17 protein-coding genes are annotated in these 22,173 nt (G+C 71.9%); 13 read left to right on the top strand and 4 right to left on the bottom strand.

From position 1 onward, the window contains the following. Positions 1-290 precede the first annotated feature (290 nt). The 4 genes from ABEA43_RS31135 (at position 291) to ABEA43_RS31120 (ending at position 4,746) form a co-directional block, all read left to right on the top strand. On the top strand, positions 291-2,906 hold the full coding sequence (locus tag ABEA43_RS31135) for a transglycosylase domain-containing protein (protein ID WP_345567372.1): 2,616 nt from the start codon (positions 291-293) through the stop codon (positions 2,904-2,906). Positions 2,907-3,261: 355 nt separating this feature from the next. Beyond that, positions 3,262-3,552, top strand: coding sequence for a hypothetical protein (locus tag ABEA43_RS31130; protein WP_345567370.1), 291 nt, complete (start codon positions 3,262-3,264; stop codon positions 3,550-3,552). 123 nt (positions 3,553-3,675) lie between these two features. Further along, positions 3,676-4,281 (top strand): dihydrofolate reductase family protein, encoded by a 606-nt coding sequence (locus ABEA43_RS31125; RefSeq protein WP_345567368.1) that lies wholly within the window; start codon positions 3,676-3,678, stop codon positions 4,279-4,281. Positions 4,282-4,356: 75 nt separating this feature from the next. Next, complete coding sequence (locus tag ABEA43_RS31120; protein ID WP_345567366.1) at positions 4,357-4,746, top strand: YybH family protein; 390 nt, start codon at positions 4,357-4,359, stop codon at positions 4,744-4,746. Positions 4,747-4,861: 115 nt separating this feature from the next. On the opposite strand, the gene ABEA43_RS31115 is transcribed toward ABEA43_RS31120, so the two are convergent. Beyond that, positions 4,862-5,389, bottom strand: a complete 528-nt coding sequence (locus ABEA43_RS31115; RefSeq protein ID WP_345567364.1) for a hypothetical protein — start codon at positions 5,387-5,389, stop codon at positions 4,862-4,864. 10 nt (positions 5,390-5,399) lie between these two features. Here ABEA43_RS31115 and ABEA43_RS31110 point away from each other — a divergent pair, with 10 nt between their 5' ends. Continuing rightward, positions 5,400-5,669, top strand: coding sequence for a response regulator transcription factor (locus ABEA43_RS31110; RefSeq protein WP_345567362.1), 270 nt, complete (start codon positions 5,400-5,402; stop codon positions 5,667-5,669). 6 nt (positions 5,670-5,675) lie between these two features. Here the strand turns inward: ABEA43_RS31110 and ABEA43_RS31105 are convergent, their stop codons facing one another. Beyond that, positions 5,676-7,919, bottom strand: a complete 2,244-nt coding sequence (locus tag ABEA43_RS31105) for an alpha/beta fold hydrolase (RefSeq protein WP_345567360.1) — start codon at positions 7,917-7,919, stop codon at positions 5,676-5,678. Next, positions 7,916-8,881, bottom strand: coding sequence for an ATP-binding cassette domain-containing protein (locus tag ABEA43_RS31100; RefSeq protein ID WP_345567358.1), 966 nt, complete (start codon positions 8,879-8,881; stop codon positions 7,916-7,918). Before ABEA43_RS31100 ends, ABEA43_RS31105 begins: the two co-directional genes overlap by 4 nt. Positions 8,882-9,131: 250 nt before the next feature. Between ABEA43_RS31100 and lepB the strand changes: the two genes are divergently transcribed. Then, on the top strand, positions 9,132-9,617 hold the full coding sequence (gene lepB / locus ABEA43_RS31095; RefSeq protein ID WP_345567356.1) for a signal peptidase I: 486 nt from the start codon (positions 9,132-9,134) through the stop codon (positions 9,615-9,617). A 61-nt stretch (positions 9,618-9,678) separates the two neighbouring features. Here lepB and ABEA43_RS31090 read toward each other — a convergent pair whose 3' ends face one another. After that, on the bottom strand, positions 9,679-12,378 hold the full coding sequence (locus ABEA43_RS31090; protein ID WP_345567354.1) for a helix-turn-helix transcriptional regulator: 2,700 nt from the start codon (positions 12,376-12,378) through the stop codon (positions 9,679-9,681). 63 nt (positions 12,379-12,441) lie between these two features. Here ABEA43_RS31090 and ABEA43_RS31085 point away from each other — a divergent pair, with 63 nt between their 5' ends. The 7 genes from ABEA43_RS31085 to ABEA43_RS31055 all read left to right on the top strand — a co-directional run bounded on the left by ABEA43_RS31085 (position 12,442) and on the right by ABEA43_RS31055 (position 22,152). Beyond that, positions 12,442-13,173: an ABC transporter ATP-binding protein gene (locus ABEA43_RS31085; RefSeq protein ID WP_345567352.1), complete on the top strand. Its 732-nt coding sequence runs from the start codon at positions 12,442-12,444 to the stop codon at positions 13,171-13,173. Continuing rightward, entirely contained in the window at positions 13,167-15,695 is a 2,529-nt protein-coding gene (locus tag ABEA43_RS31080; RefSeq protein ID WP_345567350.1) for an FtsX-like permease family protein, read from the top strand. The genes ABEA43_RS31085 and ABEA43_RS31080 overlap by 7 nt, the downstream gene beginning before the upstream one ends. Before the next feature lie 92 nt (positions 15,696-15,787). Next, positions 15,788-16,828 (top strand): trypsin-like serine peptidase, encoded by a 1,041-nt coding sequence (locus ABEA43_RS31075; RefSeq protein ID WP_345567348.1) that lies wholly within the window; start codon positions 15,788-15,790, stop codon positions 16,826-16,828. 63 nt (positions 16,829-16,891) lie between these two features. Then, entirely contained in the window at positions 16,892-19,171 is a 2,280-nt protein-coding gene (locus tag ABEA43_RS31070; RefSeq protein WP_345567346.1) for a helix-turn-helix domain-containing protein, read from the top strand. Between the two features lie 97 nt (positions 19,172-19,268). Next, positions 19,269-19,928, top strand: a complete 660-nt coding sequence (locus tag ABEA43_RS31065; protein ID WP_345567344.1) for an alpha/beta fold hydrolase — start codon at positions 19,269-19,271, stop codon at positions 19,926-19,928. Between the two features lie 36 nt (positions 19,929-19,964). Further along, complete coding sequence (locus ABEA43_RS31060) at positions 19,965-21,263, top strand: MFS transporter (protein ID WP_345567342.1); 1,299 nt, start codon at positions 19,965-19,967, stop codon at positions 21,261-21,263. Between the two features lie 67 nt (positions 21,264-21,330). Further along, positions 21,331-22,152, top strand: a complete 822-nt coding sequence (locus ABEA43_RS31055; protein WP_345567340.1) for an alpha/beta fold hydrolase — start codon at positions 21,331-21,333, stop codon at positions 22,150-22,152. Positions 22,153-22,173: the final 21 nt, after the last annotated feature.

The raw sequence follows: 22,173 nt of genomic DNA, 5'->3' as shown, positions 1-22,173 counted from the left end.
AACTTGCGCATCAGGAGTCACATCAGCCACATCCGGCAGCCTCAGGGCGCCCTGCCGTGGGCCCAGCGGGGCCGCCGGCCACAAGCACGGTACCGGCCTGGCACGCCCTGTCGAGGGGGCGAATGCGCGAAAAGTCCGCGTCTGAGTTGTTAGGGTCTGCCAAGGTTGTGCCTTGATACAACCTGTTGTCTTCTTCGTCCTCGGAGAGTCGATGCACAGCTTGAGGGGGTACGCTCTCCGCCTGCTGATGACGTCGTAGACCGCATCGCCGGATGAGTGAACAAGGACCCGTGAGTAACAGCAGCTATGACCCGGAGCAGACCGGCCGCCCGCAGAACGCCGGGGGGCGGTCCGGCGCATCCGCTCGCCAGGGGCGGCGGCAGCGCTCGGCCCAGCGGGCCACGCCCAGTCACGACTCCTCCGCCCACCCCGAGAACCCGCCGGAGCCGGATCGGAGCGGTCCAGGGGAGAGCCCGCGCGGCGGGCGGCGGCGCGCCGCGGCCTCCGAGGACGCCCGGGCGATGGCTCAGCCCGCGCAGCCGGGCCGCGACAGGCCACGGAGATCCGGCGGCGGTCGCAGGGGTCCCGGTGGGCCGGGTGGGCCGAGCGGACCCGGTGGGCCCGGTGGGTCCGGTGGCCCGGGCGGGCCGGGTGACGGCGGTCCCGGGGATGGGCCGGGGCAGCCGGACAAGGACGGCGGCCGGCCGCGGCGTACCGGCTGGAAGCGGTTCATCCCCAGCTGGAAGATCGTGGTCCTCGCCTGCACGGTGTCGGTGGCCGGCCTCTTCGGCATGATCATGGTGGCGTACGCCCTCACGCCGCTCCCCGTGGACACCCAGGACCACGCCGTCGAGCAGGGCAGCATCATCTACTACCGGGACGGCAAGTCCGAGATCGCCCGGCTCGGCACCAAGCGGGAGATCGTCCCGATCTCCAAGATCCCGCTGCATGTTCAGGACGCCTTCATCGCCGCGGAGAACCGCACGTTCCGTACGGACCCGGGCATCTCGGTGTCCGGCATCATGCGGTCCGTGTGGAGCACGGTGACCGGCCAGCAGGTCCAGGGCGGCTCGACGATCACGCAGGAGATGGCGCGGGGCTACTACGACGGTCTCAGCCAGGAGCGGACACTTCAGCGGAAGGTCAAGGAGATCTTCGTCGCGATCCGCGCCGGCAAGGAGATGTCGAAGGACCAGATCCTGGCCAACTACCTCAACACCATCTACTTCGGCCGCGGCGCGAACGGCATCCAGGCCGCCGCCCAGGCGTTCTTCGACAAGAACGTCGACAAGCTGACCACCGCCGAGGCCGCCTACCTGGCGGGCCGGGTCCAGAGCCCGGTGGCGTTCGACAAGGCGGAGTCGGCGAAGAACTGGGCGCCGACGCGGGAGCGGTTCACCTACGCCGTCTCCGGGATGGCGATCGTCGACCCGGCCAAGTACGGGCAGCTGCCCACGACGGCGAAGTTCCCCAAGCTCGCCAAGCTGGACAAGAAAGAGACCCTCAAGGGCATCAACGGCTACATGGTCGACATCGTGCAGCGTGAGCTGGAGAAGCGGGGGATCTCCAGGGAGAGCCTGCGCAGCAACGGTTACCGCGTCACCACGACGTTCGACAAGAAGCTCATGCAGGCCGCGAAGAAGGCGGTCGAGAGCAACCTCGCCACCGTCGGCGACAAGAACATCCACGCGAACATGGCCGCCGTCGACCCGCGCAACGGGCGGGTGATCGCGTTCTACAGCGGCCACGACTACCTCAAGAGCTTCAACAACAACGCCTTCGACGCCTACAAGCAGGCCGCGTCGGCCTTCAAGCCGTACGTGCTGGCCGCGTGGCTGGAGAACGACTACAGCCTCAAGAGCTACGTGTCCGGCAACGGCCCGGTCACGCTGCCGGGCACCAAGCCGATCGGCAACTCGCACAACGTGGGCGCGGCCGTGCAGATCGACCGGGCCACCGCCGATTCGGTGAACACGGCGTTCGCCACGATGGCGCAGGAGGTCGGCCTGGACGAGGTCGAGCGGATCGCCGAGGGCGCCGGGATCGACAAGGAGGACCTGCGGAAGGCGGTCAAGGACCACGCGTTCGGCATGTCCATCGGCGCCGGCCTGGTCACCCCGGTCGAGCAGGCCGCCGGCTACGGCATGTTCGCCAATGGCGGCGTCCACCACGACGCGCACGTGGTCGTCTCCGTCAAGACATTCAAGGGGACACCCGTCATCACGGAGGTCGGCCAGCCCAAGACGGTGATCGGCCCGGACACCGCCGCCGACGCCACGTACGCGATGCAGCAGGTGGTCAAGAGCGGCACGGCCAGGGGCACCGCGCTGCCCGGCGGCCGTCCGATCGCCGGCAAGACGGGCACCAACAACGAGAACAAGGAGGCCTGGTTCGTCGGCTACACCCCGCAGCTGTCCGCGGCTGTCGGGATGTACAAGGAGGTCCCGCAGATCAACCCGAAGACCAAGAAGGTCATGAAGGACGCCAACGGGTACCCCCTGCCCAAGGAGGTCTCCCTCGGCAACATCCAGGGCGCCGACATGCCCACCAAGATCTGGCGTGACTTCATGACGATCGCGATGGCCGACAAGCCGGTCGAGCAGTTCCCGGCGCCCGCCTTCGCCGGTCAGCGGCACGACCTGGTGCAGAAGCCGGCGCCGAAGCCGACCGAGGACCCGCTCGACGGGAACGACGACGACGTCGGCAACGAGGATCCCGCCTGCGTCGACGACCCCGCCTGCGGCGTCGACGACAACGACGACGGCAGCGACGAGAACGACGTCGGCACGGGCAACGACGACCCGCTCGGGGACGACGGAGACGTGACGCTGAACGGCGACGACGATCCCACCGGGACCAACAGCACCACCCCCTCGGACGACCCCCAGCCCACCGGAGGCGGCTGAGCGCCGCGCTCCGGCGGAGCCCGGCGGACGTCAGACGCCGGGGGTCTCGGAGGCATGAGACTTCACCTCACTGTGACCATGGGAGGGGCATGAGCAGAGAGCGATTACCGCGCACGCTGGGGCTCTTCATCGGCTTGTCCCCTATTCCGCACAATGGCGATAACACCTGTGGAAGCGTTCATCCCTGACGTTTACTTCCAGTGTCCCGCTGAACAAAGTGGACGGAAAGGGGGCGATCGCGGAGCACGAGCCCACCCGGCCGCTGACGCTGCTGGTCCGCCACGGCCGCCCGCTTCCGCCCTTCAGGCGGGTCGGCGGTTGACCGTCCGAGTCTTCTTGCTTCTGAGGTGGGAAATTGCGCCGGGATATTGATGTCGGACGTGTGGTGGCGGGGAGCTGCTTGGGGGGCTTCGCATTTTTTGCCGCGCTCGTAAGTTTCATGCCGACCAATCGAGATTGGGATTCGACGTGGCCTGATTATAGCGATAATGATTCGGTTGCTTTGGCGATGATGTCGTCCGGATTAGCCTTCGTGGCCGGGCTGACGGCGGCGGTGGTGTTCGGCAAGAAGTTTTCCTGGCTGCTTTTCGTGGCATTTCTTGCGATAGTGGGTTATCGATTCGTCACGCTCCTTCCTCACTACTAACGGTGACGTCTCGTCCTGGTCCAAGGGGGACCTTAAGCGATTCGTAAGCGGGTCCCGAGAGGCTGCAAGCACGTCAAGAACCGCCGGGCCGGACGGGTCCGGCCCCTTACCTGGAGGACCGTCATGAGGACGATCGCCGCAAGCCTGTTCATCTCCCTCGACGGCGTCGTCGAAGACCCGGCGGACTGGCATTTCCCGTACTTCAACGACGAGATGGGCGCCGCCGTGACGGCGCAGATGGCCGACACCCTGCTCCTGGGGCGCAAGACCTATGACAGCTTCGCCGGCGCGTGGCCGGAGCGGGAGGCGGAGGGCGGCGAGGACGCCGGCTTCGCCAAGACGCTCGGCGACGCACGGAAGATCGTCGTGTCGCGCCAGCCCCTGGAGTTCACCTGGCGCAACTCCGAGCTGCTCCAGGGCGACCTGGTCGAGGCGGTGACCGCGGTGAAGAACGAGGACGGCGGCCGCATCGCCGTCAGCGGCTCCGTCTCGGTGGTCCGCCAGCTGCTGGCGGCGGGGCTGCTGGACGAATTGCACCTGCTGGTGCACCCGATCGCCGTCCGGAAGGGCGAGCGGCTGTTCGACGAGGGGGAGAGCACCGTCCCGCTGGAGCTGATCAAGTCCGAGACGTTCACGACCGGTGTGCTGTACCTGGTCTACCGGCCTGCCGGGGCCACCGGCGACGGCTCCTACGACGAGGCCAAGACCCACCTGCCCCAGGGCGAGTAGGAGCAGGGGCCATTTGACCCTGTCACCGGCGTCAACGTTTACCCTTGGCCCTCGCCGTCGACGAAAAGGGCAGACATGAGCACGGACCGGACCGCCATCCTCCAGTACGACCAGAGGTTCTTCGACGCCATGGTGGCAGGCGACGCGGACCTCCTTGAGGCGCTGTTGTCGGACGACTTCGTCCTCGTGGGGGTCGAGGACGGAGCCGTCGCCGACAAGAAGCTCATCCTGGACCTGGTGGCGTCCGGAGCGCTCCAGTTCCCGCAGATCGCTTCGTTCCCGGACGAAGCGATCGTGCGGGTCGTCGGCAGCGTGGCGATCGTCGTGGGGCGTACCGGGATGAGCTTCACCAAACCCGACGGCACCGCGTTCGTCGCCGGCAGCCGCTACACCCACGTGTACGCCGCCGGCTCCGACGGTGCCTGGCGTCTCCTCTCCGCGCAGGGCACCACGATCAAGGACTGAACGGGGGCCAGGCGCCCGGCGCGGCCATCGCCTTCGACGGCAGCCCCGAGGACGGCAGCCCCGGGAACTGCCGCCGACGCGGCTCGGCGATGGTGACGCTCATGCCGGTGGCGTCTCAGGGGCGGGCGTACACGCCCAGGTGGTTGAAGCCGAACGGCAGGAACCAGCAGTGCCAGGCGTGCAGGAACTGCGCCACGGGGACCTGCGGCATCCACGGGCAGTTGCCCAGGAAGACGGTGTCGTTCTCGATCCGGTAGGCCACGGCCCAGTGTGCCGTGTACCAGCCGCCGCCTATCGCGCCCAAGTCCAGGCAGACCGGGACCGGACGGCCCAGCTCGACGTAGGACAGAAGCGTGCGCCACTGGTCCTGCCAGCCGCCGCTGAAGGCCCCCGACCAGCCGGCCTCGGCGTTGAGGCCGTAGGCGGTCAGCGCGTTGACGATGCCGCCGCCCGTGCTGCCGAGGCCGAACAGCACGTCAGGGCCGTGGCCGTTGGCGATGAGCGCGTCGATGATCTCGCCGTCGTCCCAGTGCTGCTTGCCGTCCACGCCGAGGCGCGGGCGGGCGAGGCTGAACGGGTCGAGGCCGTGGAAGTCGAGGATCGTCGACGCCATCCGGCGGGTCGCCGCCGGCGAGGTCGTCATCGATCCCCAAGTGGTGCGGCAGGCGGTGCTGCGGCCCCGCCCCTCGGACCCGCTGGAGCGGCTGACCGAGTCGGAACGGCAGGTCCTGGAGCTCATGGCGGAGGGCCTGTCCAACGCCGCCATCGCCGACAAGCTTCACTACAGTCCCAAAACCGTCGAGAAGCGGGTGACCGCGATCTCGCAGAAGCTCCAGCTGCCGCAGCAGGACGACGACGAGCGGGCCGGCGTCAACCTCCGCGTGCTCGCCGTCCTCACCTATTTGCGGAGCCACAGCGTGTAGCCGGGTTCAGGTGACGGCCTTGCGGCACACGGTGCCCGGCGACGGGAGGCGCAGGCTGATCAGGTAGCGGTTGACGTGGGAGATGATGCAGGCGTTGCCCGCGTTGTAGAGGACGTGGCCGTACCACTGGTACTGGACGGCGGCCGAGCCGGGCACCCGCCGTACGAGGTCCGCGGCCTCGTCGAAGTCCGTCCAGGAGCCGACGCCCAGGTAGGGCGGCAGTTCTCCGGCGGGCAGCGGCGCGGGCGGGTTGGTGGCGGGGGCCGGCCAGCCGACGCAGGAGAGCGGGTGCCAGAGCTCGATCCCGGCGAGGTTCGGCAGCAGGCGCTCACCCTCGCGGCGCTGCTTCCGGTACTCCTCGTAGTCGCGGAATCCGAGGCCGTCGAGGCAGTGGGTCATGTTCATCCCGATGAACGCGGGGACCTTCGGGCTTTTCGTGCTCTGCCGGACATAGTCGGCGAACCCTGAGGCGTCACCGCCGTCCGCCCGCTTGATCGCCTCGGCGAGCTCCGTCCATCGGGGGAACTCGGGCTCGGGACCCGGTGAGACGATGCTGGGCGCGGCGGCCTCCTTGATGTCGAACCCGCTGTAGGCGACCCGCGGCGATTCGCCCCTGACCGGCACCGGGACGCGGTCGGCCCGCGCCACCAGCGCCCGCCAGACCTCGCCGGCGTCCTGGCCGTGCAGCGCGCAGGCGGTGGTCGCCGCGCACCATTCAGCGAAGCGGGCGAAGGACGCCTCATGGGGGAGCCGGCTCTTCGCGCGGTCCGTGTACGGGTTGGCCGAGCCGTCGAACACCATCGCGCGCACCCGTCCGGGGAACAGCCGCGAGTAGTCGATCCCGGGTACGCCGCCGTAGGAGTTGGCGATGAAGCTCAGCTGCTCCTCGCCCAGCGCGACGCGGATCGCCTCCATGTCCCGGGCCACGGAGGCCGAGTCGAGGTGGTCGAAGAGCTCGGGGTCGGCGGCGCGGCAGCGCTTCGCCGCCGCCCGGTTGCGCGCGCCCAGCTCGGCGTACTCGGCGCGGGTGCCGGGCAAGGTGATCCACGGACCGGAGACGAGGCAGTCGTACGGCAGCAGGCCCTTGTCGACGGTGTTGCGGGGCGCGACGCTGACCACGTCGAAACGATCGCGCAGCTCGGCGAAGCTGCCCGCGTTCCGGCTCAGATCCGCCACGCCCGAGCCGCCCGGCCCGCCGGGGATCGCGAACACCGTGCCGATCCGGCGTTGCGCGCCCGTCGCCGGCAGCAGGCCGACGGTCAGGTCGATCTTCCGCCCGGACGGCTCGGCCCAGTTCACCGGCACCTTGATCGAGGCGCAGCGTAGCTCCTTGGCCAGGCTCTTGTCCGCGCAGTCCGCCCAGGCCGGCGTGGACCGGCCCGGGTCCGGCGAACCGGCCGCGACGGCGGGCACCCCCGAGACCAGGACGGCCGCGACCGTGCCGATCGCCAGCACCTTGAGCCGGCGCCCGGTCAACGCGATCACCGTGCCGCCCGCCGTCAACGCCGCGATCACGTACGCGACCAGCAGCCCCGCCGCCGCGGCCGGCGGCAGGATCCCGCCGCCGGCCCCCGCGATCTGGAGCGGCAGGTTCTCGACCATGAACGAGCCGGCCTGCGCGCGCAGCGGCATGGGCAGCGTCTTGGCCACCACCGGCAGCACCACGATGATCACGGCCAGCACGACCAGCGCGCCAGGCGTGGAACGGACGGCGGCCCCGACGCCGAGCCCGATCAGCGCGACCGCGGCCATCGACAGCCCGGCGACGATCACCGAGGCGAGCACGCCCGGCTCCGACAGCGACGTGCCCAGCGTCACCCCGTCGCGAAGCAACTGCCCGGCCCGGTCGCCGAGCGCCGCCATGGCGGCCGCGTGCATGGCGAACGCCAGAGCCTGGCCCGCCACCAGCGCGACCGCGGCCAGGCCCGGCACCTTGGCCAGCAGGAGCACCTGCCGGCGCGGCACGGCCACCAGGCTCGTGTGGATCATCCTGGTGCCGTACTCCGAGGTGATCGCCAGGGCGCCCAGCAGAGCGAACACGAAGTAGGCGACGGCGATCCCGTTGCCGATGCCGTCCCCGTTGCCGGGGAAGGCCATCCGCTCTTCCATCGTCTGCCCGTCGAACCCACGGCCGATCATGAACGCGATCCCGGCGCAGGCCAGGACGGCCGCCGCCGAGCAGGCCAGCAGGTAGAGGTTCGAACGGAGCGAGCGGAGCTTCAGCCACTCGGAAGCGATCACGTCGATCATCGGACGGCCTCCGCCGGAGTGGTCCTGTACTCGACGCTGTCCTCGGTGAGCCGCATGAACGCCTCCTCCAGGGACGCGCCGCGCGGAGACAGCTCCGCCAGCGCGATGCCCGCGGACAGCGCCAGCGCGCCGATCCCGGCCGCGTCCAGGTCGCGGACGGACAGGGCGCCGTCGTCCCCGGCCGCCACGGTCGCGCCGTGCGCGCGCAGGACGGCGGTGTCGTCCCCGGCCGTCACGGTCGCGCCGTGCGCGCGCAGGACGGCGGTGAGCCGCTCCGGGTGGGGCGTGCGGACCAGTACGTCGCCCTGGAAGTGCCCGGCCAGGGCGTTCATGGCGGTGTCGGCGATCAGCCGGCCCCGTCCGATGACGATGACGTGGTCGGCGGTGAGCGCCATCTCGTTCATCAGGTGGCTGGACAGCAGGACCGTGCGCCCCTCGGCCGCCAGCGAACGCAGCAGGTCGCGGAGCCAGCGGATGCCCTCCGGGTCCAGCCCGTTCAGCGGCTCGTCGAACATCAGCACCGCCGGATCGCCCAGCAGCGCCGCCGCGATGCCCAGGCGCTGCTTCATGCCCAGGGAGAACCCGCTGATCCGCCTGCTCGCGACGTCCGTCAGGCCGACCTGGTCGAGCACCTCGCCCACCCGGCCGTGGCCGATGCCGTTGCTGCGGGCCAGGCAGCCGAGATGGGCGCGGGCGGTACGGCCGCCGTGCACGGCCCCGGCGTCCAGCAGCGCCCCCATCGTGCGCATGGGCCGGCGCAGCTCCACGTACGGGCGGCCGTCCACCAGCGCCGCACCGGCGGTGGGGAGCTCCAGGCCGAGCACGGCCCGCATGGTCGTGGACTTGCCGGCGCCGTTGGGCCCCAGGAACCCGGTCACCAGTCCCGGTCTCACCGTGCAGGTCAGGTCGTCCACGGCGAGCGTGCGGCCGTACCGCATGCTCAGCCCTCTCACTTCGATCACGTGTCCCTCTCATCCGCTCGGCCAGGCTTGCTCCTGTCCAGCCTCGCGACCTGGCGGGCCGCACTCCATGGGCGTCGGCCCACCGGCCGGGGTAGGAAATCGCCACCCGGCGACGGTGGAGCCAGCCCCACCGTCCTCGCCTCCGCAGGTGATGAGACCGTGATCCATTCATGGCGGCACTGATCACTTGTGCCTGCACAATGTTCTGGTGATACGTCGCCTTCCGGCAGTCCTGTGCTTAGTCCTCCTAATGCCGCCGATCGCCGGTTGCGGGGTCGTCGACGGGGCTCTCGGCAGGGTCACCGTGACCATGGGCAGCGAGTCCATGGAGCCGGCGATCAAGCGAGGCTCGACGGTGTCGGCGCGGCGTACCGACGACGCGTACGTGCCGCGTCGGGGCGACATCATCATTTACCGGGCACCTGCGGATTGGACCGCCGTCCGCGCGGGCGGCACTTACATCTCGCGGGTCATCGGAGTGCCAGGGGACAGAGTGGCGTGCTGCGACAACCCCTCGGCGGCGCTGCAGGTGAACGGCGCACCCGTGAAGGAGCCGTACATTCCGAGTGGTCCGGCGTCGGCGAAGTGGTTCGACATCACGGTTCCGCAGGACCGGGTCTGGGTCATGAGCGACAACCGCCACGTCTCCCGCGATTCCCGTGCCGAGATGGACAAGGCCGGAGGCGGCACCATCGGCCGTTCGGACGTCCTCGGCGTGGTGACGGAGAGCTCTTGACCAGATGGTCTACGCCGGGCGGACGGCCGGGTTCAGCAGGCGCCGGCCCGGCCCGGCGTCCTTACGCCAGGTCGAGGCCGCCGAGCTGGGCGCGACTGGTCACGTTCAGCTTCGGGAAGGCCCGGTACAGGTGGTAGCTGACGGTCTTCGGGCTGAGGAAGAGCCGGGTGCCGATCTGCCGGTTGGTCAGTCCCGCGGCGGCCAGCCGGACGATCTGGAACTCCTGAGGTGACAGCGCGGTGAGGCGGTCGGTGGCGGCGGACGCGGGGCCGGCCTCACCGGCGGCGCGCAGCTCGGTCCTGGCACGCTCCGCCCAGGGACGCGCGCCCACACGTTCGAAGGCGTCCAGCGCGGCCCGCAGGTGGGTGCGGGCCGCGGTACGGTGCCGATCCCTGCGCAGCCGCTCGCCGAAGGCCAGCCGGGTACGCGCCGCTTCCCACGGCCCGCCGCCGTGCGCGTGCAGGCGTACGGCGGTGTGGAAGTGCTGGTGGGCGCGCTCCGCGTCGGGTTCGAGCAGGGCACGGCATCGGTGCAGGACGGCGCCGGCCCAGTCGTGCCCGCAGGCGTCGGCCCAGTCCCCGAACCGGCGCAGCGGCTCGTCGGCGGGCAGGCCGAGCCGGGCCGCGGCCTCGATCTGATCGGGCGCGAACAGGATGGACTGGATCTGGTGGCGCACCGGGCCGTTCATGGCGGCGTCGAGCCGGCCGAGAGCGTCGTCGAAGCGGCCTGCGACCAGGTCGAGCAGGGCCAGGGCCCACTGCGACCAGGCCAGGCCGGTGGCGATGTGGTTGTCCTCGAAGCGGCCGAGCGAAGAGGCGGCCAGCTCGGCGCAGCGCCCGGCGTCGCCCTGGACCGCGGCGATCCAGGCCAGCATGCCCTCCATGCAACCGGCCCGGTTCGGCTTGTCGGCCTCGCCGATCAGGAGCAGGCCCTCGGTCGCGGTGGCCGCGGCCTCGCTGAACCTGCCGAGGTGAAGCTCGGCGGCGGCGAGCCCGAGGTGGACGCGGACGAGCCTGCGGAGCTCGCCGGTCGCGCGGCACTCGTCGGCGGCGGCGAGCGCCATGTCCCGCGCGGCCTGGAAGTCGCCGGTGTGGTGGGCGAAGTACACGGCATTGACGCGGCGCGACGCGTGCACGCCGCCGGTTTGCCGGCTCCCGTCGGTCACCAGCGTGCGCATGATCGGCACGGCGTGGGCCGGCCCCTCGGTCCACAGCAGAGCCGTCGCGGCGGCGGAGCGTGCGGCGAGGTCGAGGTCGTCCTCAGGACGCAGGCCGAGCGATCGCAGGCGGGTGGTGGCCTGGACGAGTTTGCCGATGTCACTGGTGAGCGTGGCGTTGCGTGCGGCCTCGACGAGCATCAGCCCGGCGGCGGCCCGGTCCTCGCCGGCCACCTCGTCGGCACCGCTGATCAGCAGATCGTGGGCCAGGTGCGGAGCTCCCTGGGCGAAGGCGATCTGGGCGCGCAGCCTGGGCAGGGTGGCGCGCGTCGGCGCGTCGGGGACGAGACCGGCTCCTGCCTCGATGAGCTGTTTGGCGCGTTCCGGCTGGTCTGTCTCAAGGGTCGTCACCGCGGCCGAGATCAGCCGCCGGCCCTTGAGCTCCGGATCCGCGGTCAGGGCGGCGGCCCGCTCCAGAGCCGCGGCCGCGCTGGAGAACGCGCCACGTTCCTTCGCCCGTTCCGAAGCCTCCTCCAGCGCCCGCGCGGCCACCTCGTCCGGGCCGGTCGCGGCCGCGGCCAGGTGCCAGGCCCGCCGGTTGGGCCGGTCCGGGAGCAGGCTGGCGAGGATCGCGTGCGCGCCGAGCCGCAGATCGTAGGTCCCGTGCTGGAAGGCCGCCGCCCGCATGAGCGGATGGACGAAGCTCACCTGGGTTCCCGCGACCCGGACCAGACCCGAGCGCTCGGCCGCGCCCAGCGCGGCCGGCTCGACGCCCAGCTCGGCGCAGGTCGCCGTGATCAGGTCCAGCTCGCCGCCGTCCACGAGCGCGGCGACGAGCAACGCCCGCTGGGCGTCCTGAGGCAGCTCGCCGATGCGGGCCGCGTACACGGACTGGAGGCGTTCCGGCAGCGGCAGCGGGTCTCGCTCGTACGCCCGCAGGCCGGCGGTCCGCGGCAGTTCGAGCAGGGCGAGCGGGTTGCCGGCGCTCTCGTCGATGATCCTGGCGCGCATCGGCCCGGTGAGGGCGGGCGCGGTGTCCGCCAGCAGCCGGGCCGCGCTCTCCTCGTCCAGGCCGGCGAGCCGGTGCTCGGACAGGCCGGCCGGGTCGAAGCCGTCACGGGCGCCGAAGAGCAGCACGATCCCCTCGGCGAACAGCCGGTGTGCCGCGAACCGCAGCGCTCGGGCCGACGCCTGGTCGAGCCAGTGCGCGTCGTCGATCAGGCAGAGCAGCGGCCCGTCCTCGGCCAGCTCCGCCAGCAGCGACAGCGCGGCGACGCCGATCTGGAACCGCTCCTCGCCGCTCGTGGGCGCGAGCCCCAGAGCGCCGGCCAGCGCCGCGGCCTGTGGTGCGGGCAGCGCGTCGAGACGGTCGAGCCCGCGGTGCAGGAGCAGGTGGAGCGACGCGTACGGGATGTCCGCCTCGGTCTCGACGCCGATCCCGCGCAGCACCCGCATGTCGTGCGCGCGTTCCTCGGCGTACGCCAGGAGGGAGGTCTTGCCGATGCCCGGCTCGCCCCTGATCACCAGGACCCCGGAACGGCCCTGCCGCGCGCCGTCGAGCAGGGCGTCGATCACCCGCTGATCCGACTCACGCCCCCGTAGCACGGGACAAATCCTAGTCACTCGTCCGATACCGACCGGTCATCGACCTCCATAGCGTCATTTCTCGTGAAATCCACGCAAGCGGTCGAGCTGACCGAGGTCACCAAACATTACGCACACGGCGTCACCGCGCTCGACGACGTCACGATCGGCTTCGGCCTCGGCACGTTCACGGCCGTGATGGGCCCGTCGGGGTCGGGGAAGTCGACCCTGCTGCAGTGCGCGGCCGGTCTCGACCGGCCCAGCTCGGGCCGGGTGGTCGTGGACGGCCGTGACCTCGCGACGCTCGGCGACAGGAAGCTGACCCTGCTGCGGCGGGACCGGATCGGGTTCGTCTTCCAGTCGTTCAACCTGCTCCCGTCCCTGACCGCCGAGCAGAACGTGGCTCTGCCGCTGCGCCTGGCCGGTCGCCGCCCCGATCGCGAGCTGGTACGGCGCAGCCTGGCGGCCGTCGGCCTGGCCGAGCGCGGCCGGCACCGGCCCGCCGAGATGTCCGGCGGCCAGCAGCAGCGGGTCGCCATCGCCCGCGCCCTGGTCACCAGGCCCGCGGTGCTGTTCGCCGACGAGCCGACCGGCGCTCTGGACGCCGGCACCAGCCGCGAGGTGCTGCGCCTGATGCGCGACCTGGTCGACGGGCAGGCACAGACGATCATCATGGTCACCCACGACCCGATCGCCGCCTCGTACGCCGATCGGGTGGTGTTCCTGGCGGACGGCCGCTTCTACGGCGAGCTGCACGACCCGACCGCCGAGCTGGTGGCCACCCGGATGCTGCAGCTTGAGGCGGCCTCGTGCTGAGCATCGCCTGGTCCACCCTGCGTACCCGGTGGCTGTCCTTCTTCGGCACCTTCCTCGCCCTGGCGCTCGGCGCGGCGCTGACCGCCGCGCTCGGCCAGGTGCTGGCCTCCAGCATCTCCTCCCCGCAGCCCGGGCCCCAGCGGTACGCCGCCGCGCCCGTCGTGGTCACGGCCGACGATCGGCTGACCGTGCACAGCTGGTTGGGCACCAGCAGCGCGCCGCTGGCCGAGCCGCGCGGCGTCCCCGCTCCGCTGGCGGCGCGCCTTCCCGACGCCGTGGTGGATCGGGTCTTCCCCGCGCGGCTCGCCGGCGGTCCGGCCGCCACCGGCCGCCCGTGGTCCGCCGTCCGCGCGGCGCCGTACAAGCTGAGCTCGGGACGGGCCCCGGCCAGGAGCGACGAGATCGCCGTCACCGGCGGCGCCCGGATCGGCGCGCGCGTCCAGGTCGTCACCTCGGCGGGGGCGAGGCCGTACCAGGTGGTGGGGGTGGTGACGGCCGGGCCGGAGGCGGCCGTGTTCTTCACGGACGCGCGAGCCGCCCGGCTCTCGCCCCGGATCGACGCGCTCGTCCTCTGGCGGCCCGCCGCCGAAGTACGCGCCGCGCTCGGCACGGCCGCCCAGCGCGAGACCGCCGCCCTCGGCACGGCGGCCGGGCCCGAGACCGCCGCGCTGGGTACGGCCGCCCGGCGCGAGGCCGCCGCGACCGGGGAGCCCGCGGTCGCGGCCGGGCTCAGGGTGCTGACCGGCCGGGACAGGGCGCTGCTCGACCCGTCGCGGGAAGCCGGAGAGCAGGCACGGAACAACGCGAACACGATCGCCGGCATCGCCGCAGGCTTCGCCGGATTTATCGCGATATTTGTGGTCTCGTCCACGTTCTCCTTCGCGGTCGGCCAGCGGCGGCGCGAGTTCGCTCTCCTGCGGACCATCGGCGCCACCACAGGACAGATCCGGCGCATGGTGTACGGCGAGGCCGTCCTGGTCGCGGTCACCGCCTCCGCACTCGGTGCGGCGCTCGGCCCGCGCGCCACCCGGCTGATCCTCGGCTGGCTGGTCTCGCTGGGCATGGCGCCCGCCTGGCTCGTGCCGTCCACGTCCACGGCGCCCTCCGTCATCGCGTTCGGCACGGGCGTGCTGGTCTCCCTGCTCGGCGTGGTCGCCGCCGCCCGGCGCGCGAGCCGGGTGCGCCCCGCCGAGGCGCTGCGGGAAGCCGGCGTGGAGCCGCGCGCGATGACGCCCGGCCGCTGGATCAGCGGCCTCGGCGTGCTGGCCGCCGCCGTGATCGGCATGGCCGTGAACGCGATCGGCGACCCGGCCGGCGCGACCAACAACAAGTCGTTCATGCCGATCGTCATGCTGCTCATCGCCGCCGTCGGCCTGCTCGCGCCCGTCCTGGTCCGCCCGGTCACGGACCTGCTGGCAGGCCCGCTCGAACGGCTGCGGGGCGCGGGCGGCCTCGTGGTCTCGGCCGGGGCCGTCGCCTCCACCAGGCGTACCGCCGCCACGGCCGCCCCGGTCCTGGTCACCGTCGGGCTGGCCGCGACCCTGCTCGGCGGCGCCGCGATGACCGACGCCACCAAGACGGCGATGCAGACGAGCCCGGTACGCGCCGGCCACCTGGTGCTCCCGACCGGGGCCGGCGGGCTGGATCGGCAGCTCGTCGAACGCCTGCGTGCCCTCCCCGGCGCGAACGTCGTCACCGCCACCTCGACCAGCCTCTACACGCTCGAAGGCAATGGCACGCAGCTCATCCGCCGCCCCGCCGAGGCCGTCGATCCGGCGAACCTCACGACCGCCCTGTCCGCGCCCGTGACCGCCGGCTCACTCAAGGACCTGCGGGACGACACGATCGCCGTCTCCACGACGTGGGAGCTGAGCCTCGGGCGGCGGGTCAAGCTCTGGCGGGCCGACGGCAGCGAGGCGACCTTCACGGTGATCGCGCTGCTCGGCGAGCGGTCCGCCGCGGACTCGTACGTCACCCCGGCGCACGCCTTCTCGGCCCGGCCAACCGTCGCCTACGTCGGCCTGCGCCCAGGAACGCCCGCATCCGCGCTGGAACATGCCGTCGCCGGCCACAACGCCCGCGCGATGACCAAGGCCGCCTGGATCGAGAGCGCCGGCGACCGCCGGGCCACCGCCAGCCGCCTCGGCCTGCTCGTCGTGCTCGGCATCATGCTCTGCTACACGGTGATCGCGCTGGTCAACACCCTGCTGATGGCCGCATCCGACCGGGCGGGCGAGCGTGGCGCGCTGCGGCTGCTGGGGGCCACGCGGGCGCAGGTGTTGCGTTACGTCATGGCCGAGGCGCTGCTGGTGGTGGCCGTGGGCGTGCTCCTGGCCGCCGTCGCCACCCTGCTCGGCCTGCTCGGCCTGTGGTCGGCGCTGGTGCAACTCGCCGGGCCTGTGCCGGTCAGCGTGCCGTGGGAGCCGGTGGCCGGGCTGGTCGCCGCCTGCTTCGCCCTCGCCGTGGTGGCCGCGGTGCTCCCGGCGAGCCGTACGAAAGGGGTGGACATCCCACGCCTCTGACTCATTCCACACGAATCATTGACAGCACACCGAATCGAACCTACGTTCACATGGTTTGTGTCATTCCGCGTACGCAGATCGGGAGCTGATCAATGAAGCGGATTCTGGGTGTCTTAGCAGCGGCCCTGGTGGCCTGCGGTCTCGTCGCCGCGCCGGCCGGGGCCGCCGTGGTGGTGACCGACCCTCTGGCCGGCACCGTGGCGGGCGCGCAAGAGGTCGCGGCGTTCTGGCTCGGGGAAGGCGGGGCCAACCTGGCGAACGCGACTCCGTACGACGTCCAGACCGCGATCGGCGGCGAGGTCGTGCCGGTCGGCGACCTGCCCATCGAGACCAAGCCCGGCTCGGTCCCGCCCCTGCCGCTGGAAGAGCCCGGTCAGCCGGACGTCACGACGCCCCCCAGCGCGGGCAAGGTGTTCTTCGTCGGCGCCGACGGCCTGCCGCACTACTGCTCGGGCACATCAGTGAACTCCCAGTACCGCAACCTGGTCGCCACCGCGGGACGCTGCACGTACGACCTCCAGGACGGCACCACGCTCGACAAGTGGGTCTTCGTCCCCGGCTACTCCGCGGGCACGCTTCCGTGGGGCCTCTATGTCGGGAAACAGGCCTTCACTCACGCAGATTTCCGGACATATGGCGACCATGACCGCGACTACGCCTTCGTCACCGTCTACCGAGGCGTCATCTCTTCCGCATCGGGGCAGCTGACCGACACCGGGCGGCTGAGCGACAACGTCGGCGCCCAGGGCCTGGCCTTCAACCGGCCGATGGGCACCTCCGTCGACGTCTTCGGCTACCCGGCCGGCGCGCATCCGGACGGCAGCCGGCCGTACACGGGCGCGACGATCGAAACGTCCAGCGGCCCGACGTCCGCCGTGGCGGTCCCCAGCCTGCCGGCCGACGGTCTCGTCCGCGTCGATTCCGGGTTCACCGGTGCGGGCTCCCTCGGCTCGTCGTGGCTGTCGTCCTACAGCGAGGCCCAGCGCGTGGGTTACCTCACCGGCATCACCATCGGCGTCGCCGACACCGACGGTGACCTGCGTTACGACACCAGCGTGTCCCCGTACTTCGACACTCAGCTGAGCACGGTGTTCAGCGCCGCGAAGTCGAGCTGGACCGGCGGAATCGCCTGATCGGGCTCCGCCGTGAGCAGGGGGCGGGCGCCGCCTGCTCACGGCGAGGCCACCGCGTAGGCTTTGGGTGATCTCCACCGGATCGCGGAGAAGGAGCGCCCGATCACCCCCCAGCCCGGCTTCGCGGAGGTGCTGCGTCGCCATCGGCACGCGGCACGCCTGACGTTGGAGCAGCTCGCCGAGGCTTCGGGGGTCAGCGCCCGGACGCTCTCGGACATGGAACGCGGCCGCAGCAAGGGCCCCCAGCACCGGACCGTCACCGCGCTGGCCGATGCGCTCGGCCTGGCCGACGCGGACCGCCGGCAGCTCGTCGAGCTGGCGCGCGAGGGCCGCCTGCGCGACCACTGGAGCCGCCCGACCGGGCTGTGCGAGCTGCCCCGTTCCGTCGACGACTTCACCGGCCGGGCCGCCGAGCTGGCCTGGACCAGCGAGCTGCTGCGCGCAGGGGACGCGCCGGGCGTCGGGCTCATCACCGGCTCCGCCGGACTGGGCAAGACCACGCTGACCGTACGCGCCGCCCACGCCCTGCGGCCGGACTTCCCCGACGGCGTGTTCTTCCTCGACCTGTTCGGCATGTCTCCGCGGCCCCTGCCCGCCGACGAGGCCCTGGGCCTGCTGCTGCGCGCACTCGGCGTGGCGGATCAGCAGATCCCGGGCGACGTCGCCGGGCGTGCGTCCTTGTACCGGTCCCTGCTGCGCGACCGGCGCGTGCTGATCGTGCTCGACAACGCCGCCTCCGAGGAGCAGGTCCGGCCGCTGCTGCCGGGTGGCGGCGCGGGCAAGGCCCTGGTGACCAGCCGCCGCCTGCTGGCCGGCCTGGAAGGAGTGCGCAGACTCGGCGTCGGGCCCTTGCCCCTGCTGGAGGCCACCGAGCTGCTGACCGGAATCCTGAAGGAGCGCGGCGCCTCGGACGAGGGATCGGCCGTCTGGCAGCTCGCGCAGCTGTGCGGCGGTCTGCCCCTCGCACTCAGGATCGCCGGAAACCGGTTGGTCAGCCGCCCCGGCTGGAACGCCGCCGACCTCGCCGCCCGCCTGACGAACGAGGAGCGCCGCCTCGACCAGCTCAGCGCCGGCGATCTCAAGATCGCCACCGCGTTCGGGCTCTCCTACGAGCAGCTGGCCCACTCGACGCGGCGGGTCTTCCGCCGGCTCGCCCTGGTGCCCGGCCGCAACTTCGACGCCGCTCTCGCCGGAGCGGTCGGCGGCACGTCGATCGAGGGGGCGTGGGACGCCCTCGACGAGCTCGTCGACCTCGGCCTGCTGCAGGACAGCGCGTCGGGACGCTACCGCTTCCACGACCTGGTCCGGCTGTTCGCCCGCGACCGGCTGCGGCAGGAGGAGCCCGCGGCCGAGCGCGACGCGCTCACCGCGACGATGACGTCATGGCTGCTGCGGATGGCCACCACCGCCGGTCGGTGGTTCGAGCCCGGGTACGGCCGCCCCGACCGGCCCGGCCCCGGCCTGTCCTCCCTGGAGGAGGCCGGTCACTGGCTGCGCGTGGACGCGGACAACTGGCTGGGCGCGTTACGCCACGCGGCGGGCGCCGGCCGGTTCGCCGACGTCCTCGACTGCGCCGAGTCGATGCACTGGTTCTCCGACCGGTGGATGCACGCGCCGCACTGGCACGAGGTCTTCACCCTCGGCTCCGAGGCCGCCGCCGCACTGGGCGATCCGGCCCGGCAGGCCGCGCAGCTGAACCTGCTGGCCTGGGCCCATCTGGTGCCGCGAGAAGACCTGGAGACCTCACTGCGCTACGCGGCCCAGGCGATGGACCTGGCCACCCGCAGCGCCGCCACGTCGCAGATCGCCCTGGCCCACCACATCGCGGCAGGCGCGCTCCGGCGGCTCGGGCGGCTCGACGAGGCCATCGCGGCGGAGACCCGGGCGGCGGAGATGTTCAAGGCCGACGGCGACATCGACCAGTACTGCCAGTGTCTCGGCGCACTCGGCACCTGCCTTCGCGACGCCGGGCACTACGCCGAGGCGCTGGAGCAGTACCTCGGACTGTGGGCCCTGCTGAACGACGACGGTTCGGGGATGTCGCCGAGCGCCGCGGCGTTCACCCGGCCGATCGCGCTGGCCCGCGTCGGCGAATGCCTGGGCCTGCTCGGCCGGCGCGCCGAGGCGATCGGCAAGCTCACCGAAGCGATCAGCCTCATGGAGCAGGTGGAGCTGCCCGTCCCGCAGGCCCGCTCCCTGGAGACGCTGGCGGCCCTGCTGGCCGGCGAGGGCCGGACCGGCGAGAGCCGCCAGGCCTATGCGCGGGCGGCCGAGGTGTACGAGGCCGTCGGCGACGCCGAGGAGAGCAGCCGCTGCCGCGACCTGGCGAACGCCGCAAGCTGACAGGTCCGCGCCACTTCTGCGTCCTGTTCTGCGTGGCCGGGCCGCCCGCGCGCCCTTTGGATGGAATGCATCGTGTCCATCCAGCTCAGGAGCGTCCATGACCAGCATCGGGAACGTCGTGCTCGTGCACGGCGCCTTCGTGGACGGCTCCGGCTGGCAGGGCGTCTACGACGAGCTGACCAGGGACGGACTCCGCGTCCACATCGTGCAGAACCCGACGCTGTCGCTGGCGGATGACGCCGCGGTGACCCGCCGCGTCCTGGACGGCCTCGACGGCCCGGCCATCCTGGTCGGCCACTCCTACGGCGGGGCCGTCATCAGCGAGGCCGGCACCCACCCCAACGTCGCCTCGCTGGCGTACGTCGCCGCGTTCGCCCCCGACAAGGGCGAATCGGTCAGCACCCTCATCGCCACCCCGCCCATCCTCCCTCCCGTGGCGGGCTTCCTCTTCCTCGACCGCGACAGGTTCGCCGTCTCGTACGCCGCCGACCTGCCCGACCAGGTGGCCGCGTTCATGGCCGACTCCCAGGTCCCGTGGGGCCTGGACGCACTCACCGAGCCGGTCACCGAACCGGCCTGGCGGCACAAGCCCAGCTGGTACGTCGTCGCGACCGCGGACCGCATGATCCCGCCGCCGGCCCAGCGCACGATGGCCGAGCGCGCCGGAGCGAAGGTCGTCGAGGTCATCGGCAGCCACGCCGTCCACGTCTCGCAGCCCGCCGCGATCGCCGACCTCATCCGCCAGGCCGCCGCCTGACGAGCATCCGGCCGGACAGGACAACAGGAGGCAGATATGACAAGCAGACCGGTCACCAAGGCCGCTGTCATCGGCACCGCGCTCGAGTTCTACGACCACGCCCTCTTCGGCCTGGGGGCGGCGATCGTCTTCGACGAACAGTTCTTCCCGGCCGGCACGCCGTTGGCCGGCACCCTGGGCTCCTTCGCCGCGTTCGCGGTCGGATTCCTGGCCCGTCCCATCGGCGGCGTCGTGTTCGGCCACTTCGGCGACCGCGTCGGGCGTAAGCCCATGCTGGTCATGACGCTGCTGCTGATGGGACTGTCCACGGTCGGCATCGGGCTGCTGCCCACCTACGACCAGGTGGGCCTGGCGGCGCCCGTCCTGCTGACGGTGCTCCGGCTGGCGCAGGGGTTCGGCGCGGGAGCCGAGTACGCGGGCGCCCTCGTCCTGGTGGCCGAGTCCAGTGACCCCCGGCGGCGCGGACTGTGGGCCTCGCTTCCCGGCGCGGGCGTCCAGATCGGCATCCTGACCGCGACGCTGGCCTTCACCGCGGCCACCGCGCTGCCGTCGTTCGAGACCTGGGGCTGGCGGTTGCCGTTCCTGCTCAGCCTGGTGGGCGTGGGGGCAGGGCTGTTCCTCAGGTTCCGGGTGGGGGAGTCGGAGCTCTTCGAGCGCGAGCGTGCGCGCGGCCTGAGCCGGTTCCCGGCCCTGGAGGTCGTGCGGAGGCAGCCGCGGATCCTGCTGATCGCCTTCGCGGCCAACGCCCCCTTCGGCGCGATCGCGTACATCCTCAATGTCTTCGTGCTGTCGTACGTGACCAAGACGCTCGGCCTGCCGGCCACGGTGGGCCTGGTCGCCAAACTGCTCGCCGCCGCGGTGGCGATCGTGGTCACGCCGTTGTCCGGGCTGCTGGCCGACCGGGTCGGCCGCCGTCCCGTCTTCCTCGGCGCGGCGCTCCTGCTCGGCGCGTTCGCCTTCCCGATGTTCTGGCTGGTCGACACCGGCCGCCCCGAGCTGGTGATCCTCGCGGTCACCGTGGGTTACGGCGTCTGCGTCGCCGGGATGTTCGCCGCGCTGGCCTCGCTGCTCACCGAGCTGTTCGACACCCGTCACCGCTACAGCGGCGTCGCGATCGCCCGGGAGTGGACGGCCGCGCTGACCAGCGGCCCCGCGCCGCTCGTGGCCACCGTCCTGGTGGCGGGCGCCGGTGGCGCGTCCTGGCCCATCGCCCTCCTGCTGGTGGTCTGCGCGGCGATCACCTTCACCGCCGTCCTGCTCGCTCCGGAGACCCGCCATCGGAGCCTGGCCGGCGTCGTGAGCGAACCGGCGATCCGTACGGGTGCAGTCATCTGACGGATTGCCGCCGAGCGCCGCGGATCTAGCGTCGAGCCCATCGACCCAGATCGGAAAGGGACCTGAAATGCCTTACGTGAGCGCCGCCGACGGCACGCAGATCTTCTACAAGGACTGGGGCGGCGGTCAGCCCGTCGTGTTCAGCCACGGCTGGCCGCTGAACGCCGACGCGTGGGACAACCAGCTCCATCTGGTCGCCTCCCACGGGTTGCGCGCCATCGCCCACGACCGGCGCGGCCACGGACGCTCCGGCCAGCCGTGGCACGGCAACGAGATGGACACCTACGCCGACGACCTGGCCGCCCTGCTGGACACGCTCGACCTGCGCGACGTCGTGCTGGTCGGGCACTCCACCGGCGGTGGCGAGGTGACCCGCTACGTCGGCAGGCACGGCAGCGCCCGCGTGGCCAAGGTGGTGCTGCTGGGCGCGGTCCCGCCGCTGATGCTCAAGACCGACGCCAACCCCCGCGGTCTGCCGATCGAGGTGTTCGACGGCATCAGGGCCGGGGTCGCGGCCGACCGGTCCCGGTTCTACAAGGAGCTGGCCGTCCCCTTCTACGGCTTCAACCGCGAGGGCGCGCGACCGTCGCAGGGCGTCATCGACGCCTTCTGGCTCTGGAGCATGCAGGTGGGCGTCAAAGGCGCGCTCGACTGCGTCAAGGCCTTCTCCGAGACCGACTTCACCGAGGACCTCAAGCGCTTCGACGTCCCGACGCTGATCGCGCACGGTGACGACGACCAGATCGTGCCGGTCGTCGCCTCCGCGCTGGAGACCGCCAAGCTCGTCAAGGACGCCACCGTGAAGATCTACGAGGGTGCTCCGCACGGCCTGGCCGGCGCCTTCGAACGCGACTTCAACGACGACCTGCTCGCGTTCATCACCCGATAACGGCCCTGCCGGTCGGCCGGG

Origin of the sequence: Nonomuraea rosea, from assembly GCF_039539705.1 — a bacterium.
Taxonomy (GTDB): Bacteria; Actinomycetota; Actinomycetes; order Streptosporangiales; family Streptosporangiaceae; genus Nonomuraea; species Nonomuraea rosea.
The sequence above is the reverse complement of the archived record's forward strand: the minus strand, read 5'-3'. Positions and strand labels throughout refer to the sequence as shown.